Here is an 18,795-nt window from a genome sequence, read left to right on the forward strand (position 1 = left end):
CTCATATGCTATACTGTTGAATAGAATGTTGTTCGTTGGAAAGGAGGCCGCATCATGTCGGTCCGTTTGTTAATTGGCCGCTCAGGCAGCGGAAAAAGCACGTTAATCCGCCGTGAAATGACGGCTATGCTACGCGAGGAACCGCTAGGTAAGCCAATGTTGTTACTTGTGCCGGAGCAATCGTCATTTGCTTCCGAGCACGCGCTGCTTACTGAAGCCGGAAACGATATTCAGGGGACGGTGCGCGCCCAGGTGATGGGATTCCATCGTCTTGCCTATTTGGTCATGCAGGAAACCGGGGGTTCGGCACTGGTACCTGTGACGGAGGAAGGCAAGAAGATGCTTTTATATAAAATTATTCGTCGTCGCAAGGATGAACTGAGTTTATTTAAGGATTCGGGAGACCAGTTGGGATTTGTGGATCGGTTAAATACGTTGTTTACGGAGCTGAAGCAGTACGGGAATGATACCCGGTCTGTACCGGAGCAACTGGAGCGAATGAATGCGGCGGGGGAATCGACTCCGATTTTGCGCGGCAAGCTCAAGGATATCAGTCTGATCTATGAGGATTTTGAAAGAGAGCTTGCGCTTAAATATATTGACGGCGAGGATACACTGCGTATGCTGGCGGAGCAGATTGCCGAATCTTCCATTGTACGAAGAGCGGATATTTGGATGGATGGCTACCGTAGGTTTACGCCGCATGAATATAAGGTGGTGGAGCAGCTTATGCTGCACGCTTCTTCGTTGACGGTCGCGCTGACTTGCAATCGCAGCTACGAGAGTGGACAGCTTCCGCATGAACTGGATTTATTTCATCCTGCGGCGGGTACCTATGTAAAGCTTAAAGGGATGGCAGACGAGCTGATGATCGAGACGCAGACACAATTGCTGCGACCTGATCCGCTTCCGAGATTTAAGGACCGTCCGGCGCTGGCGTATCTGGAGGCAGATTTTGAACGGCGCGCGGGGTATCGGAATCAGGAACGATCTATGCCGCAGCAGCAGATGCGAGAGCGATGGAAAAACAAACAGCCAGAAGAAATCAAACTGTATGCGGCAGCGAACCGACGTGTGGAACTGGAGGGTGCAGTGCGCGAAATGCGCCGCCTGGCCCGAGATGAGGGAGCACGTTATCGGGAAATGGCTCTGTTTGTACGCCAGATTGAGGATTATGAGCCGTGGGTGGAGCCGATATTCAAGCAATATGAGGTTCCGGTATTTCTGGATCAGCGCAGAAACGTATTACATCATCCGTTGGTGGAAATGATCCGGGCTTCGCTGGATATTGTCCAGCGGCGTTGGCGGTACGAGGATGTATTTCGTGCGGTCAAAACGGATCTTCTGTTGCCGCAGGATGGGCGGGTCAGCCGCGAGGATATGGACCGTCTGGAAAACTACGCATTGGCCTGCGGGATACAGGGCAGCCGCTGGACAGACGGAAGGCCTTGGCAGGCGGTACCCAGCCTTTCGCTGGAGCTGGAGGAACAGGAGCGAAATCGTCAACGGGACGAAACGCTGGATCTAATGGAGCTGTGCCGCGATGTGATCGTGACGCCTTTGCGGGCGTTTGAGAAACGTCTGGGTAAGGCCCGCACTGCGCTTGAGAAGTGTGAAGCCGTGTACTTCTTACTGGAGGATGCGGAAATTGGCCATAAGCTGGATGACTTGATCCATCAGGCCGAGGAAGCGGGAAATCCCGAGCAGGCCAAGGAGCATCGTCAGGTATGGGATGCGGTGCTTGAGTTGTTGGATCAGATCGTCGAAATGATGGGTGACGAGAAGTTGGACACTTCTTTGTTTGCAGGTGTGCTGGAAACGGGGCTGATAGAATACCGCATGGGTCTTGTTCCTCCAGCTCTGGATCAGGTGCTGGTAGGAAACACAGACCGTACACGTGTAGCGGGAATTCAGCATACCTTTGTGCTGGGTATGAACGAAGGTGTGATGCCGGCTGTATTTCATGAGGACGGCGTGCTGAACGAGCAGGAAAGGACCGCCTTGAATGAACGGGGCGTAGAGCTGGCGCCGGATATGACAAGACGTTTGCTGGATGAACGTTTTCTCGCGTATACCGCGCTCACGTCAGCAGGAAGCAGTCTGTGGATGAGCTACGCCGTGACCGACGAAGAGGGCAAGTCGTTGTTGCCGTCAGAGTTGGTACGACATGTCCGTCAACTGTTCCCTGCTCTGGAAGAGCACCCGTTGGCTGCCTATCCTTTGCCTGGGGACCCGTGGATGACGCAATGGGAGTATGCTTCCCATCCGTCCGAGGCATTGCCGCAGCTGATCGCGCAATTCCGGCAATGGCGGCATGGTGGAGAGATTTTATCTCCCTGGTGGGAGGTATACAACTGGTATACGCGCCAGCAGGGGCGTGAAAAGGACAAGCTGCGTCAGTTGCTGACCTCACTTTTTTACGAAAATCATGCTGAAATGCGGAAAGAAACGAGTCGTCGTCTGTACGGCAGCATGCTGCGTACCAGCGTATCCCGTATGGAACGTTTTGTCGCTTGTCCGTTTTCGCATTTTGCTTCTCATGGTCTTCGCTTGAAGGAGCGCCAAATGTATCGGCTAAAGGCACCGGATATCGGGCAACTGTTCCATGCGGCGCTCGGAGAGATGGCGATTAATTTACGTAAACGGAACGTGAGCTGGGGTAGTCTCAGTACAGAGGAATGCCGACAAGAGGCGGAATCGACGGTGGAGCGTTTGGCTCCCCGCCTGCAAGGCGAGATTTTAATGAGCTCCAAGCGGTACGGGTACATTTTGCGCAAGCTGAAAGACATTGTGAGTCGGGCTTCGCTGATTTTGGGAGAACATGCCCGTAGAGGAAGCTTTGAGCCACTGGAGCTGGAACTGGGTTTTGGGCCGGGAGAAAAGCTTCCTCCTCTGACCTTTCGATTGGACAATGGTGTGGTGATGGAAATCGTCGGACGAATTGACCGCGTGGATGTGGCAGAGGGAGAACAAGGCTTGCTTTTACGCGTCATTGATTACAAATCCAGCCAAAAGGATCTCAAGCTGCATGAGGTGTACTATGGCTTGTCCTTGCAAATGCTCACGTACCTGGACGTTCTGCTGAATGCGGCGGAGGAATGGCTTGGCGAGACGGCTTATCCGGCGGGTACGCTGTATTTTCACGTCCACAATCCGATGTTGCAGTCGCCGAATGGTCTGAGCGCGGAACAGGCCCGTCAGGAGCTTTTGAAACGCTTCAAGATGAAAGGACTATTGCTTGCCGATCGGAATGTGGTTGGTCAAATGGACACGGCACTGGACAAGGGGTATTCCTCCATTTTGCCAGTTGCGGTAAAGGCGGACGGCAGCTTTTACAGCAGTGCGTCTGTCGCTTCGCCGGAACAGTGGGATAGCCTGCTGGCTTCGGTACGCGATAATATCCGAACGATTGGGACACGCATGACAGAGGGCGATGTGGCGATTGAGCCTTATCGTATCCAGCAAGAGACGGCATGCACCTTCTGTTCTTTCAAACCTGTTTGTCAATTTGACGACAGTCTGGAAGGCAGCGGCTACAACCAATGGGGGAAACCCGGCAAGGATCAGATCTGGAGTCTGCTCGGTCATACACAGGAAGGGAAAGGAGGAATGGACCCATGATAAGTACATCAAGCACCAATGGCATACCCAAGCCGGAAGGTAGTATATGGAGTGATGACCAGTGGCGTGCAATTTCCGAATCCGGCAACAACATGCTGGTAGCGGCAGCGGCGGGGTCTGGTAAAACGGCGGTGCTCGTAGAGCGCATTATTCGTAAAATCGCCGATCCCCGGCTCGGTTTCAGCGTGGATCGGCTGCTGGTAGCGACCTTTACGAAGGCTGCCGCCGCCGAAATGCGCCAACGTATCCGCGAAGCCTTGGAACGTGCGCTGGAACAGGAGCCGGATAGTGAGCATGTACGTCGCCAGCTATCGCTACTAAATCGAGCCTCGATAACGACGCTCCACTCTTTTTGTATGGAGGTCATTCGCAGGCATTATCAGGCCATTCCCCTTGATCCCGGTTTTCGGATTATGAATGAGCATGAGACGGAATTGCTGCGTCAGGAACTGCTGGAAGAACTGTTTGAGGAAAAGTATGAGGCTAACGATGAAGGCAGCACGTTTCGCAGACTGGTGGACTGGTTTAGCGGTGAGCGTACAGATGATGCGATGTATGTGCTTGTTCAGCGCTTGTACGATTTTTCGCAAAGTCATCCCTGGCCGGAGCATTGGCTGAGGGAGATGGCAGCAGCGTTCCGTGTAGAAGATGTGGCGGCTTTGGGAGAAACTCCTTGGGTCCGCAGCATTTTGGCGGATGCGGCACTTTCGCTGCGCGGAGCAGCAAGCCTGCTGGAGCAGGCGTATGAGACGGCTATGCAGCCCGGCGGCCCTGCGCCTTATGCAGTGACGCTGCAAGAGGATGCGGCGATGGTGAAGGGACTATTGCAGGAACTGGAGACACAGCCGTGGGCATCGCTGTATGATCACTTTCAGATAGTGGCCTTTGGCAAGCTCAAGCCGGTCAAAAAGGATCAGACCGAGCCTGCATTGCAGGAACGGGTCAAGGCACTTCGTGAGGCAGCCAAGAAAATGATTACGGATATGAAGGCTTCCCTGTTCGGCAGGAGGGCAGAAGCCTATTTGGAGGAACTGCATGGGGCAGCTCCTCTGATGGACGAACTAGTGGAGACCGTTATTTTATTTAGCGAACGATTTCAACAGCACAAGCAGTCCAAAGGGCTGGTGGATTTCGGAGATTTGGAGCACTATTGTCTAAAAATATTACGTCATCCCGACTCCACTCCGCACAGACTGCTGCCTTCGGATGCTGCGCTCGAATACAAGGAGCAATTCGACGAGGTGCTATTGGATGAGTATCAGGATACGAATACGGTACAGGAGGATATCGTCAGACTGGTATCCCGTGAAGAACCGGGTAACCGTTTTATGGTAGGGGACGTGAAGCAGAGTATTTATCGGTTTCGGCTGGCGGAGCCGGGTCTGTTTTTGAACAAATACCAGCGATACGGTATGCAGGAACAGGAAGATGGCTTTTTAATTGATCTGGCGCGTAATTTCCGCAGTCGGGTGGAAGTTGTCGATGCGGTCAATTTGGTGTTTCGGCAAATCATGAGCGTGGATGTGGCGGAAATTGAATACGATGAACGGGCATGGCTGGCGCATGGTGCTTCTTATCCCGAGCAGACGGAAAAGGATGCTACATCCCAGTATGCACCTGAACTACTGTTAATTGATAAAGGCGGGCGCGGTCTTTCGGAGGCTTCGGAACTGTCCGAAACGGGGGATGAGTCTGCTTTACAGGAAGGTGAATTGGCCGAGCTTGCGGAGCTGGAAACAGCACAATTGGAAGCTCGCGCAATCGCGCAACGGATTAAGGAGCTGACGGGAGATACAGGACAACCGCTGTTGATTTATGACAGAGGGTTAAAAGCAATGCGTCCGGCAGTCTTCGGTGATATTGTCATTTTGCTCCGTTCGGCAAGCATATGGGCACCGCTGATTGTGGAAGAGCTGCGTCTTGAGGGCATTCCGGCATCCGGGGAGCAGACGACAGGCTTTTTCAAAGCAACGGAAGTTGAGGTGATGCTGTCTCTGCTGCACATTATTGATAATCCGCAGCAGGACATCCCGCTGGCATCTGTGCTTCGTTCACCGATTGTAGGCTTGACCGAGGATGAGCTGGCACAAATCCGGCTGCAAAAGCCGGACGGACTATTTTATGGCGCTCTGCTGGCGGCGGCTGAGGCTGACCATACACAGGATAGCGAAAATGGAACGTCCAGCGACATGCTGGAATTGGAGCTTTTCGCAGGAGATTCGACAAATGCCTCTGATATGGATGACAGGAATAGCGGAAATACGTTGCCTGCCCGACTGCGTTCGTTTTTGCGCGATTTGGGAGTGTGGCGGCAGGAAGCAAGACAAGGCAGCTTGAGTGCACTGATTTGGCGTTTGCTGGAGGAGACGGGGTATCTGGATTGGGTAGGTGGATTGCCCGGCGGCTCTCAACGTCAGAGTAATTTGCGGGCGCTGTATGACCGGGCGAGACAGTATGAGACTTCAACCTCTAACCGGGGCCTGTTCCGATTTTTGACCTTTATTTCCCGTTTGCGAGAGCGAGGCGGTGATTTGGGTTCATCCAGTGGCGGTACTGAACCCGATCAGGCTGTGCGCATTATGACGATTCACAAGAGTAAAGGACTAGAATTTCCTGTTGTGTTCATCGCCGGAACGGCTAAAATGTTCAATCAGCAGGATCTGAATGCGCCGTTTCTGCTGCATAAGGAGCTGGGGTTTGGTCCCAAATATGTGGAGGAACAAAATCGGGTCAGCTACCCGACGTTGCCTAATTTGGCGATCCGTCGACGCTCCCAGCTGGAGCTGTTGGCTGAAGAAATGCGGGTGCTGTATGTGGCGCTTACGCGTCCGCGTGAAAAGCTTATTATGACCGGAACGGTAAAGGATCTTGCAGCACGCGCAGCGGGTTGGGCACGTGCCAAAGAGCATACAGAGACAGTTTTACCCGATTATATGCTGGCGGCAGGCCGCAGTTATCTGGACTGGGTAGGTCCTGCGTTGATCCGACATCCTTCTGCTGCTGTACTTAGAGAAGTGGCAGGGGATCAGGAGGGGTACTATCACAGGCTGGAATATATGCCGGGCGGGGATTGGTTATTCAGAATCATAGCTTCGGAGACTCTTTTCGGCTCTCGTTTGAATTTGGACTCTGACGAGGAGATCGTTAATGTAGAGCGTCAGGAGAAGACGGAAGCATTGAAAAATGCCGAGTCGATCGATAAAAGGTGGCTCTCATCCAACTCCGCATCGGTTAGTCCAACGGATATTACAACAAGGGTTGATTCAGATATTGCCGCTGCGCTTTCCTGGTCCTATCCGTATGAACGGGCAAGCAAGACGGCGGCGAATACAACGGTCACCGAAATGAAAAGATGGCTGGCGATGCAAGAAGCTGGATCGGAGGATTGGCTGAATCTGTCTTCTTTCCAGGTAGCGGAGTTACCAGAGGAGATGGGAGAATCTCAGACTGGGGGAAATCGACTACACTTGCGCAGACCCAAATTTATGGGCAATCGGCGATTGACGCCGACGGAACGTGGAACGGTGTACCATACGCTGTTTCTCCATTTGCCGCTGGATGGTGTGATGAGCGCCGAGGTGATTGAGGAGACGAAGGCTCGTCTGTTGAATCAGCGCTTATTGCTGGATGTTCAGGCGGAGGCCTTAGATACGGATAAAATATTGCGCTTTTTCACCGGCGAGCTGGGTCGTAGATTGCTGGAGGCCTCCCACGTTCAGCGTGAGCTTCCGTTCACCTATACGATAGGAGCCGCTGATTTTTGGAGCCGCAGCTTGCCGTCGATGCTGTCTGCACAGGAAATAGAGCCAGGAACCGAGCGACAGGAGGAAAACATGACGTCAGAGCCTGGTCACGATGACAGAGTGCTGATGAATGGGATTATTGACTGCCTGTTTGAAGGGCCAGAAGGGCTGGTTTTGCTTGATTACAAAACAGACCGGGTTTCTGAATATAGGACGGTGCCGAATTTAACGGAGCAATATCGTTTTCAACTGGAGCTGTACGCCCATGTGATCGAAGATATTACAGGTCAAAGGGTTGCTGAAAAGTGGTTGTATTTTCTGGAGGCTGGGGAAAGTGTGCGATTGTAGCTATTTAATGGACGAAATAGATAGGGAGAGAGGAGGAACAGCATGCGGATTTTGCATACGGGAGATTGGCATTTGGGGAGAACGCTGGAAGGGCGAAGCCGTTTGAAGGAGCAGGAGGCGTTCCTGGAAGAATTGGCGAAAATGGCTGACGATCAGCAGGCAGATCTGATTATGATGGCTGGAGATGTGTATGACTCGGTCAATCCTCCAGCCGCCGCTGAGCAGCTATTTTATGAAACGTCTGCCCGTTTAACGGCTGGAGGAAGACCGTTGGTCGTTATTGCGGGTAATCATGATCAGCCGGAACGGGTATCCTCAGTTACGCCGCTGGTGAGCCAGCGCGGAATTACGTTGCTGGGGCTGCCCAGCGGGGAAGCGGTGCGGATTCGCACACCGCGTACAGGAGAAATGGCGTGTATCGCAGCCTTGCCTTATCCTTCGGAGTCCCGCTTGAATGAGCTGTTGTCCGAGGACGGAGACGAAACGGTGTTGCGAGAGGCTTACAGCCGTCGTGTGGGGATGCTGATGGCACAGCTCGGTACGGCGTTTCGGCCTGACACCGTTAATCTGTCCATGAGCCATATTTATGTGCTTGGTGGGCTGGAGTCGGATTCGGAGCGTCCGATTCAGGTCGGGGGCGCGTATACAGTAGATCCGTCTGCACTAAGTATCGGGGCGCAATATACGGCTTTGGGGCATTTGCATCGTCCTCAATATGTGAAGGGCGATGGGCTGATGCGCTATAGCGGATCTCCGCTGGCTTATAGCTTTTCTGAAGCAGGGCAGGCCAAATCGGTCACGCTCATTGACGTGGTTGCAGGCAAGCCCGCACAGGTCGAGGAGCTGTATATTACGAGTGGACGGCCTTTAGTGAAATGGCGGGCACGGGGAGGTCTGGAGGAGGTGTATCGCTGGCTGGACGAAGGGCTGGATGCGGACGCCTTTATTGACCTGGAAATTACGCTGGAGGAAGCGATGTCTCTGGGAGATATTCAGCGGCTGCGTAAAAGCCGTGAAGGCATCATTCATATCCGCCCGATGTATCCTGAAATGGCGGCGGCACAGTTGGAACATCAGCGCTCAGAGCTGCCGGTTCACGAGCTGTTTCGGGCTTTTTATCAACGGCAAACGGGCGGCGCACAGCCGGATGACGGACTGGTGCAGCTATTTTTGGAGTTGGTGGAGCAGGATGATGCAAGGGACCAGCCCGAGGAGGAGGATGTATGAAACCGATTCTTCTGAAATTGGCGGGGTTGCAAAGCTACCGGGAGTCGCAGGAAATCCATTTTGACGAATTAACCGAAACTGGGCTATTTGGAATCTTTGGCCCGACAGGCAGCGGGAAATCGACGTTGCTGGACGCGATTACGTTGGCTATGTATGGCAAAGTAGAGCGGGCGGTAAATGGAACACAGGGTATCATGAACCATGCCGAGGATACGCTGTCCGTCGCGTTTACGTTCGAATTGATGTCAGCCCAAGGTCCTCGTCGTTATCGTGTGGAGCGCCGATTCAAACGGGCTGGGGGCGTATCGGTGAATAATACGCTTAGCCGATTTATCGCGTTCACGGAGGACGGCGAGGAAGTGCTTGCTGACAAGGTGCAGGATGTGACCCGTTGTGTGGAGGAGTATATCGGCCTGAAAATGGACGACTTTACACGTGCTGTTGTATTGCCACAGGGGAAGTTTGCCGAATTTTTATCTTTAAAGGGCAGTGAACGCAGACAGATGCTGCAGCGTTTGTTTCATTTGGAAAAGTACGGAGACCAGCTCGCACAGAAGCTGAGCCGCCGTGTGAAGGACAATGACGCTGCACTGAAAGCACTGGAAGCGGAGCAGCAGGGTCTGGGAGATGCGGGTGCCGAAGCGCTTGAACAAGCAGAACAGCGGCTCAAAGAGGCTTTTGCCCATGCGGAGGTCTCACGCCGCGAGCTGGAACGGGTGTCGCGCGAGACGGAAGCGCTGAACAAAATCCGTGAGCTGGTCATGGAGCGCAGCCTCCGGGCGAACGAACTAGAGCAGCTGACAGCACTGGAGCCGGACATTGCTTCGCTGGAGCGCAAGCTCCGTCAGGCCTCCGCAGCTGAGGCATTGCTGCCTGCGCTGACAGATTGGAAGGAAGCTGTTGCCGAAGCGGATAAGCGACGGAAGGCAGCCGAAGAAGCGGCGGTGCAGGCGACATTGGCGCAGGAGGCGGCGGTTGTGTCTGTGCAAGCCGATGAGCAGGCCCGGCAAGCTCTGGGTGCAGAGGAACCAAAGCTGTTGCTTCGAATCGACCAATTGGAGCAGGCGCTGCAACTGGAGCGTGATACGGAAGCGTTGCGGACAGAACGTGACCGTCTGGCGGCAGAGCTTGCACAGAGTGAGCAAACCCTTGCTACATATGCCGAAGGACTCGCCAAGGAGCAAGAGCTGCAAGCGCGAGGATCGAAGCGGCAGCAGGAGCTTCAACAGGAATTGAAGCAAAATGAAGTGCGTGCAGATGAACGGCGAATGCTTCAAGAGGCCGTGCAGCGGCTTCAACAACTGGAGACGGCGGATGAGCAGCTGCGCGAAGCAGAACAGGAGTGTGTCACGCAGGAGCAACGGCTTGCCCAGGCTGACGAACGACTGAAGCTGACGGAGCAGGAGACACTTGAGGCGGAGGTACGACGTTCCGCCCTTGCCGTGCAGGCGGCTGAGGGTATCGAGGCGCTGCTTACGCTAGAGGCAGAGATCACCGCCGATGTGTCCGCGCTGGCTGGCGAGGAAGAGCGGCTTCGCCATGAGCTGCGCGCCGAGGAGCTGGGCCGCCTCGCGCAGCACCTCGCCGCCGAGCTGCGCGAGGGCGAGCCGTGCGCGGTGTGCGGCTCGCTGCACCACCCTGCGCCCGCCGCCACCACGACCCACGGCGCGGATGCCGCCGCGCCGGACGAGCTGCACCACCTGCGGCTAGGCTTGCAGGAGCTGCGCCTTACGCTGCGCCAGCAGCTGCACGAGCAGCGCAGCCTGCTGGCGCAGTCCACCGCCCCAGACGCCATCGGCGCGGCCGCCACGGGCGAGCCGGCCGCGCCCACCGCAGCGCCCGCCGCGCCGCGCGGTGTCGCCGCCTGGGCGGAGCGCTGCGCGGCGCTGGAGCAGGCGACAGCTGAGCTTGCCGCCCGTGCGCGTGCGCTGCCTGCAGAGGCGCACGCGTTACGCGAGGCGGACGCCGCCGGACAGCAGCGGCGTATTCGCGCAGCCGCCGAGCAAGAGGCGGCTGTTGCAGCGCTAACGCAGGCGCGGAGCAAGCGCGAGGCATGCACCACGCGCAGCGGGGCATTGCGCGCCGAATGGGCGGCGCAGCTGCCGGACGTTGCTCCGGGCGAAGCCGCGGAGCGCTACCGCGCCATGCAGGAGCGCGACGCGCGCGCAGAAGAGCTGCGGTCCCGGCTGGAGACGAGCGTGACTTTCCTGGAGGAGAAGGCGGCGCGTGTTCAGCAGATCCAGCAGAGCATCATTGAGGAAGACAAAATCATTATTGCCCGTCGTACCGGACTCCAAAACAAAGATGATTCGCTGCGTGAAAAAATGGTTCAACTCCGCAAGTGGGTTGGAGAAGACCATGCGGATTCCTTGCTGGAAAAAGCGAACTCACGCCTTCGGGGGCTGAAAAACGGAGCCGAGACCGCCGCACGCCGCCGCGCTGAAGCGGAGGAACGCAAGCAGCAAGCCGTTCATGCTTCGCTGATTGCCCGGCAGGCATCCGATTCGGCAGAAGAAAGACGGCAGGTATCGGAGTCCCGCTGGAGCAGTCGTCTGGAAGCCTCCCCTTTTGCTACGGAAGCAGAGGTCGTGGAATGCTGTCTCGGGCCGGAGGAAGCTGCACGTTATGAACGTGAAGTGAGTCTGCACCGGGAACGTGAAAAAGAGCTGTCCTCCCGTTTAAAACATGTGGAAGAACAGCTAGATGGAGCAACAGTGACCGAGGAGCAGTGGGCAACGGCCTCCACGCAATTGCGTGATTGCCGTACACGCGACGAAGAGGCACTCCAGAATCGTGCCAAGGCTGAGCGTGATTTGGAGGATTTGCAGCATCGGCATGTCCGCTGGATGGAGCTGGAGTCCAATCGCGCTCATTTGCGCAGCGAGGCAGAAAAGATGGCCAAGCTCCAGTCCGTTTTCCGGGGCAACGCCTTCGTCGAATACATTGCCGAGGAGCAGCTAATGCAGGTCAGTCAGTCGGCTTCACGCCGTTTACGTTTTCTGACCAAGCAGCGTTATGCGCTAGAGGTAGACTCCAGCGGTGGCTTTGTCATTAGTGACGATGCCAACGGCGGAGTCAAGCGTCCGGTATCGACCTTGTCCGGCGGGGAAACGTTCCTGACCTCCTTGTCGCTTGCGCTCGCGCTGTCAGCCCAGATTCAATTGCGCGGCCAGTACCCGCTGCAATTTTTCTTTCTGGATGAAGGCTTTGGAACATTGGACCCTGAACTGCTGGACACCGTCATTACCTCGCTGGAAAAACTGCATCACGATCAACTGTCAGTCGGCGTGATCAGCCATGTGCCCGAGCTCCGGGCTCGTCTGCCGCGCAAGCTGGTCGTTCTTCCCGCAGAGCAGGCCGGAGGCGGCTCCCGCGTGGTTATGGAAACATTTTGAAGCGACGTGATACAGATCACAGATACAGTTTCAAAGTATTGTTATAATACAGTTAAGCCGACAAGTTAATCATACAGCACCCCGGCGGACGTATGCTGCGGAAGGAAACTTCCCGTCATACGTCCGTTCAGAGGGGCTCTACCAAGAGCCTCCGGGGTGCTTCTTTTTTTGTTTGCAAGCCGGAATTCGCCCAATTTGATGTAGCACATAGCCCGTTTTTGAATAACATACGGTATACATGCAAGAGCCTAGGAGGAAACAACCATGGAAAAAAGCATGACGAACGTAAAAGGGACAGCAATGGAAAAAATGGATGCCAAAACGCTATGTCAACAGCATATGCACCGCTACGTATGCGTATGGGTGAAGGATGGAACGATGTATGACGGAATTGTGGAGCATGTGGATGATGAAAAATTATATTTGGCAGTTCCCATGGGTGAAGCGGAGAACGTAAATCTCCCTTATCCGCCTAACAACTGCGGCTGCGGTTCCCGTGCTTATGGTGGCTTTGCATCCTACCCGCCATATCCGTACCCAGCCCCGGTACCCGGTAGAGGCTTTGGATATGGTTTCCCATATGGACGTCGGCGCTTTAACCGTCTGATCCTGCCGCTTGCTGCGCTGACCGCGATCAGCCTACTGCCTTATTATTAAACTCCATTTCTTTAATCGCCCTAGTGTGTGTCCTCTCAGTCCTCTTCTAACCATCCATAGTCACTTTCTTAGATGTACAGCTATAGCACAAGCGGCTTACTGAAGCATTCATACATCATGACATACTTAAGGCTGCTTCTTCCGGTGAGAAGAAACAGCCTCTTTTTTTACCTATGTCATTCCAAATATAATCTCAACATGCGACCTACCTCATAACATGCTCTCTGCTATCTCGACAATCATTCTTTTCCAGCTCACTTCTCTATGAGCGATTACATCTTAAACATGTCTGTACGAAGCGGTACTGTCTTTTTCCGGCCCCAATAATTGGTTCCGATCACCCCGGCTATAATCAGTAACGAGCCAATCAGATGATACACTGTTATTTCTTCGCCAATAAACAAAGCCCCGGCTGCGATAGACACGATGGTCGACAGATTGGTAAATACGCTCATTTTTGACGCCTCTATTTTCGACAAAGCATAATTTGCAGTCAGTGAAGTGATAAGCGAGGCCACCACGCCAAGATATATAATGGACAGTACGAAGGTACCATTGCTGGACAAGGCTACAAATGTGCCCAGTGTCCCACTTTGAATATGGTTAGTGAGCGATATGGCCAGAAATGTAATAAATCCGATACCCATCATAAAATAACTGATTTCCGACGGGCTAAAATGCTTCGAAAGAGAGCGTGCCAAAACGCTGTATCCGGCAAACGCTACACACGTCAGGAAGAGCATGGAGAGCCCGCCCAAATTGGACAAGTTGAAGCTGCTTCCTTTCATGATAAAGATGAACACAACGCCGAAAACAGATAAAAAGATCGACAGCTTCTGTAAAAGGTTCGTTGTTTCTTTTAAAAATAGGGAAGCAATGATCATCGTTACAACGGGTGTGAAGGCATACATAATACCTCCCTCGGCGGAAGTTGCGTGCTGTAATCCAAATGCTTGTAGGGTGAAAAAACCCAACGGGTACATTAGAGCCAGCAGCAGTGCTTTAAATAAGGGTTTGCCCCGATAAGACAGCTTGATCCACCCCAAGGCCACCGGAATGGACAGGACTATAAAAGAAGCTGCAAACCGATAGGTCAGCGTATCGATGGGATGAGCATGCACTAACGCCATTTTAGCAAATAAAAACGAAAATCCAATAATTGCAGCATTCAGCACCGCAAAGAAATAAGCCAGTTTTAATCCTTTTGTTTTGGTGTCCATAAGTTGCCTACCTCTCTTTCATGCTTCGGGACCATGTTTGCGAACGTCCTCTCCGATGAACTAAAGGTACAACAATGGACGAGCCTGCGGGATATCAAATTATCGTAACTGTATCGGTACAATTTTATAAATTGGGGCATTCTACTTACATATAAAGCATGTTAACATCAACCGTATAAAGAAGTAGCAGAAATAGAAAGTGAAATAAGCAGGCAGGAGGATCATTGTGAAAAAATATATTTCGATTCTATTGGATATAGAGCTTAAAATTCGTGAGGGGCAATACAGCTCGGGTCAAAAGCTGCCTTCTATCCGGGATGCTTCAGAATTGTACCAGTGCAGCAAAAGCACGATTTTGCGGGCATATGCCGAGCTTGAAAAGAAGCACGCCATCTATTCCATTCCGCAAAGCGGATATTATGTGGTGGAGAACTCCGGAGATTTGCATCATAGCCGTAGCCATATTCAGGCCTCGATTGATTTTGCTTCGGCCTCCCCGGATTTAAACGTATTTCCGTATCTGGACTTTCAGCACTGTCTGAATCAGGCCATTGATACGTACAAATATCATCTGTTCACCTACGGAGATTCTCAAGGACTGGAGACATTGCGTCATACGCTCGTTTCTCACTTGGCCGATAATCAGGTATTTGCAAAAATGGAGCGGATTATCGTCACTTCTGGTGTTCAGCAGGCACTGGAAATCCTTGCGAAAATGCCGTTTCCAAACGGCAAAAAGACGGTTTTGGTGGAGCAGCCGAGCTACGATATTTATTTGCGTTTTCTGGAGGGAGAGAGTATACCCGTCAGCACCATCGCCAGAACAGCGGCAGGTATGGATTTGCAGGAATTGGAGAACCAATTTAAGAACGGGAGCATCAAGTTTTTTTACACGATGTCAAGATATCATAATCCCCTGGGAACCTCATACAACACAGGGGAACGCAAGGCTATAGCCGCATTAGCTGCCAAATACGATGTGTACATCGTGGAGGATGATTACATGGCTGATTTGGGAATCGATCACCTTTTTGATCCTATATATGCGTACGATCAGACAGACCGTGTTATTTATTTAAAAAGCTTTTCGAAAATTATTTTTCCGGGCTTGCGCTTAGGTGTTGCGGTTTTGCCGGAGACTCTGTTAAAGACGTTCAGCACACACAAAAGATACGTCGACACCTCCATTTTATCTCAGGCTGCACTTGATATTTATATTAAAAATGGGATGTATGAACGCCACAAGCACACGATATGCAGCCTGTATGCGGAACGCATTCGCATTTTAAACCAGGCAGTAGAGCGATATAATCAGGACGGGGTGATTGAAGTGTCGGCTGTAAGCTCGGGAGTGTATATGCAGTTGAAGCTACCCCGGACGGTGAACATGGAGCGTTTGGTGCAGCGTCTTGCGACGAGAAAGGTGCAGGTCGTAGCTGGTAAAGGATTTTACTTATCCGATTATAAGGAACACGAAAAATTTTTACGCATCAGTATTTCGCGGGCTCAACCGGATCAAATTAATGAAGGGGTAAAAGCTATTATAGAGGAAGCGGGGAGAGGGAACTGGTATTAAGCCCCTTTTTCCGTTATGATACATATAGAAACATAGGTATAACAAACCATAACTGTATATGTTCAATTCGGTTGTGGGGAAATACATAACTTTGAATGCCGAGAGCATGGGTTCTGCACTTTCAAACCTGATGATCGGCTCACTGCCAAAGGAGGGTTTTGAATGGACGATCTGTTTTTGAAAATTGTGGATGGAACCATCCCCAGCAAAAAAGTGCTGGAAACCGACAATGTGCTCGCATTTCATGACATCCAGCCTGCGGCGCCAGTACACGTGCTCATTATTCCAAAGAAATATATTCCTTCAATGAATGCTGTGACAGAGGAGGATCTGCCTTTGATTGCGGAGATTCATCGTGTTGCGGTTGAGGTGGCGAAAAAACTGGGTGTTGCTGAATCGGGTTACCGGTTGATTAACAACTGCGGTCCGGATAGCGGGCAAGCGGTTGGACATCTGCATTATCATCTGTTGGGCGGTGCCCCATTGGGTGCCTTGACGGGTATTTCGGACTCACATTCTTAAAAATGACAGTGCTTGTCTTTCAGTAATACGGCGTGAATGGAGAAATATGTATCCATTATTTATTCATTTTTTCTTATAGGTTGACACCCGGTTTCCGTTTCACCTATAATAAAATTTGATGAACCGTGTTATTGCTCTTGGACGGTCTGGTCGGAGGGAGGGAAAACTGGTGTCTGAAACTAAAGTTCGCAAAAACGAGACAATTGATGCTGCACTTCGTCGCTTTAAACGTTCCATTGCTAAGGATGGCGTATTGGCTGAGGTGAAGAAACGCAAGCATTATGAAAAGCCAAGCGTAAAGCGCAAGAAAAAGTCCGAGGCTGCTCGTAAGAGAAAGTTCTAGGAGGATCTAAGCAATCATGAATTTGAGCGAACGATTGAACGAAGATATGAAGCAAGCAATGAAGAGTAAGGACAAGTTCAAACTCTCCACCATTCGAATGGTTCGTTCTACGATTAAAAATCTTGAAATAGATTTGAAACGGGATTTGGACGACAACGAAGTGCTTGATATTCTGAGTCGTGAGATCAAACAGCGAAAAGATGCCCTCCATGAATTTGAAAAAGCCGGTCGTGATGAACTTGCGACAAGCACTAAAGCAGAAATAGAGATCATCGCTCAGTACCTTCCCGAACAACTTTCTGAAGAAGAAATTAAAGTTATTGTACAGCAGACCATCCAGGAAACCGGTGCTTCTTCGAAAGCCGAGATGGGGAAAGTAATGACGGCCTTGATGCCTAAGGTAAAAGGCCGCGCTGACGGTAAGCTCGTGAACCAAGCGGTTCAGCAATTTCTGCAATAAACCTGCGACAAACAGGAAAGCGCAACACCCTCTGTTTACAGAGGGTGTTATTTCTGTATCTGCCTCGTTTGTCATAGGCTGATAGTATAGGGAGAACTTTTTTTGTAAGCGCTATCCATAATCATTTGAAACGTGATGTCCATCGGGTGCGTAAAGTACATGACAGCCATCAGGATAGCAGCATACTCAAGAATTTCACAATAAATCCTGAAAATTGTATGGTTTACCTGACAAAATTTGATATGCTGTAACATAGAAAGATCGAAAGGGGGGAGAGTAATGCATAGAGAACATCACCACTCCAGCCGCAAAATGATCTTTTGGACCATGTGGATCATGATATCCGTTTTGCTGTTGCCATTATTCCATTCGGGATCAGCGGCGGCCGCTGTGAAAGGCGGTGCTGTGTTCGTTATACCGGTGGATCAGGAAATTGAACAGGGACTGAGCAGCTTTATGGAACGCGGCTTTGCAGAAGCGGCGGAGTCCAAAGCGGGCCTCATTGTGCTGGATATTAATACGCCAGGCGGACGGGTAGACACAGCGGAAAAGCTGGGCAAGCTGATTAAAGACAGCACGATTCCGACGGTTGCCTATGTAAGAGGCGAAGCGGCCTCTGCTGGAAGCTATATTGCGTTAAGTGCAGACAAAATTGTCATGAAGCCGGGCAGCATTATTGGAGCAGCAGCGCTGGTAGACGGCAGTGGGCAGGCTATCACTGACCCGAAAACAGTGGCTTGGTGGAAGAGCAGCATGGCATCTGCTGCAGAATCCGGCGGACGTAACCCGGATATTGCGAGAGGTATGGTAGACTCCAAAATTTCTGTAGCTATACCGGAGCTGAACTTTAATAAAGAAAAAGGTCAGATCATTTCTTTAACCAGTGAGGAAGCGCTTAAGCTGGGTTATGCGGATCACATTGCCTCTTCAGAACAAGAAGTTATTCAATGGATGGGCTATAGCACGGATGATGTATTTCATGTGGAGCGGACATGGGCTGAAAAAGCAGCCGAGATATTGACCAACCCGATTGTGCAGACATTGCTTTTATTTATCGGTATTGCGGGGGTTGTCATTGAACTAATTGTACCGGGCTTTGGAGTGCCGGGAATTTTAGGCGTGCTCGGATTTGGATTGTACTTTTTCGGCAATTATATTGCTGGCTTTGCAGGCTCCGAGACGTGGCTGTTGTTTATCATCGGTCTGGCTTTGCTTATACTTGAAATGTTCATTCCAAGCTTTGGTATTTTGGGTATTTTGGGTTCCATCAGTCTTGTCGCCGGAGTTGTTCGCGCGGCCTACAACATGCAGCATGCTTTTATATCATTGGGTATAGCCTTTGCTGCTGCCGTTGCTGTGGTGGCGATCATAGGGATTGCTTTCAAGGATCGGGGAATATGGAACCGTTTTATACTTAAAGAAAGCTTGACGGCTGACCAGGGCTTTTCTTCGGTGGTGAATCGGGAATTGCTATTGGGACAAAGAGGTGTGAGTCTGACACCGCTTCGTCCAGCAGGAACCGTGCTTATCGCTGACGAACGTGTGGACGTCGTGACGAACGGCGAGTTTATCGCTACGGATATGCCCATTATCGTATCCAAAGTAGAAGGTGGACGCATTGTGGTCAAGGCGGACACTAGCGTCTGAACCGTGGAAACAAACGAAGAATTAGATTAATGGAGG

Annotated in this window: 11 protein-coding genes; 10 read left to right on the top strand and 1 reads right to left on the bottom strand. The window is 52.0% G+C overall.

The window, feature by feature from the left end:
* Positions 1-54 precede the first annotated feature (54 nt).
* The 5 genes from addB (at position 55) to ACWXW9_RS07210 (ending at position 12,991) form a co-directional block, all read left to right on the top strand.
* The gene (addB, locus tag ACWXW9_RS07190; RefSeq protein WP_494928856.1) at positions 55-3,621 is read left to right on the top strand and encodes a helicase-exonuclease AddAB subunit AddB; all 3,567 of its coding nucleotides are present in this window, start codon (positions 55-57) and stop codon (positions 3,619-3,621) included.
* The gene (gene addA / locus ACWXW9_RS07195; protein ID WP_494928857.1) at positions 3,618-7,712 is read left to right on the top strand and encodes a helicase-exonuclease AddAB subunit AddA; all 4,095 of its coding nucleotides are present in this window, start codon (positions 3,618-3,620) and stop codon (positions 7,710-7,712) included. The genes addB and addA overlap by 4 nt, the downstream gene beginning before the upstream one ends.
* A 42-nt stretch (positions 7,713-7,754) precedes the next feature.
* A complete protein-coding gene (locus ACWXW9_RS07200; RefSeq protein WP_494928858.1) occupies positions 7,755-8,939 on the top strand; it encodes an exonuclease SbcCD subunit D in 1,185 nt (394 codons plus the stop codon).
* The gene (locus ACWXW9_RS07205; protein WP_494928859.1) at positions 8,936-12,334 is read left to right on the top strand and encodes an AAA family ATPase; all 3,399 of its coding nucleotides are present in this window, start codon (positions 8,936-8,938) and stop codon (positions 12,332-12,334) included. Before ACWXW9_RS07200 ends, ACWXW9_RS07205 begins: the two co-directional genes overlap by 4 nt.
* 264 nt (positions 12,335-12,598) lie before the next feature.
* Positions 12,599-12,991: a hypothetical protein gene (locus tag ACWXW9_RS07210; protein WP_494928860.1), complete on the top strand. Its 393-nt coding sequence runs from the start codon at positions 12,599-12,601 to the stop codon at positions 12,989-12,991.
* A gap of 272 nt (positions 12,992-13,263) precedes the next feature.
* Here ACWXW9_RS07210 and ACWXW9_RS07215 read toward each other — a convergent pair whose 3' ends face one another.
* Positions 13,264-14,211, bottom strand: a complete 948-nt coding sequence (locus ACWXW9_RS07215) for a DMT family transporter (protein ID WP_494928861.1) — start codon at positions 14,209-14,211, stop codon at positions 13,264-13,266.
* A 226-nt stretch (positions 14,212-14,437) separates the two neighbouring features.
* Here ACWXW9_RS07215 and ACWXW9_RS07220 point away from each other — a divergent pair, with 226 nt between their 5' ends.
* From ACWXW9_RS07220 to ACWXW9_RS07240, 5 genes are all read left to right on the top strand, one after another.
* On the top strand, positions 14,438-15,787 hold the full coding sequence (locus ACWXW9_RS07220) for an aminotransferase-like domain-containing protein (RefSeq protein WP_494928862.1): 1,350 nt from the start codon (positions 14,438-14,440) through the stop codon (positions 15,785-15,787).
* A 162-nt stretch (positions 15,788-15,949) separates the two neighbouring features.
* A complete protein-coding gene (locus tag ACWXW9_RS07225; RefSeq protein ID WP_134913438.1) occupies positions 15,950-16,309 on the top strand; it encodes a histidine triad nucleotide-binding protein in 360 nt (119 codons plus the stop codon).
* Positions 16,310-16,478: 169 nt separating this feature from the next.
* A complete protein-coding gene (gene rpsU / locus ACWXW9_RS07230) occupies positions 16,479-16,652 on the top strand; it encodes a 30S ribosomal protein S21 (RefSeq protein WP_005547957.1) in 174 nt (57 codons plus the stop codon).
* A gap of 16 nt (positions 16,653-16,668) precedes the next feature.
* Positions 16,669-17,112: a GatB/YqeY domain-containing protein gene (locus ACWXW9_RS07235; RefSeq protein ID WP_013311146.1), complete on the top strand. Its 444-nt coding sequence runs from the start codon at positions 16,669-16,671 to the stop codon at positions 17,110-17,112.
* Between the two features lie 279 nt (positions 17,113-17,391).
* A complete protein-coding gene (locus tag ACWXW9_RS07240; protein ID WP_494928863.1) occupies positions 17,392-18,759 on the top strand; it encodes an NfeD family protein in 1,368 nt (455 codons plus the stop codon).
* Positions 18,760-18,795: the final 36 nt, after the last annotated feature.

Source organism: Paenibacillus sp. LT-B23 (assembly GCF_059417685.1).